Origin of the sequence: Clostridium tarantellae, from assembly GCF_009295725.1 — a bacterium.
In the GTDB taxonomy this organism is placed as follows: Bacteria; Bacillota; Clostridia; order Clostridiales; family Clostridiaceae; genus Sarcina; species Sarcina tarantellae.
In genome coordinates, this window is record NZ_WHJC01000673.1 from 1 (window position 1) to 415 (window position 415).

Annotated in this window: 1 protein-coding gene; it reads right to left on the reverse strand. The window is 15.2% G+C overall.

What is annotated here, in order from left to right; translation table 11 throughout:
• A partial coding sequence (locus tag GBZ86_RS19080; protein WP_170272336.1) for a hypothetical protein occupies window positions 1-415 on the reverse strand: 415 nt, incomplete at both ends.

The window sequence follows — 415 nt, forward strand, 5'->3', positions numbered from 1 at the left end:
CTATTACAATATTTTTGTAACATCTATTTCCTTTCAAAATACTATTTTCTATTTTTTCACAATTTTGTTTTAATTCCTCATTATTTTTAACTTGAAAAATTTTATCTTTATTATTTGAATTAAAACTACTTATAATAAGATTTTTTTCTTCATTATCCTTTAATTTAGAATTTAAATTAATAACCATAAAATTTACATTTTTATATTTATTAATTAAATTTTCATAATTATCTTCTGTGTTTAAATTTTCTTTTATTGATGAATCTGTTAAAAATATAACGTATTTATCAGTATTTTTATTCATTTTATTTAATTGATTTTCCAAATTTAAAGTAGATACTTTACAATTTTCTAACTTTTTATCACATATATTATTTATAACTTTTTCTAATATATCTTTATTAGATGTAAAATC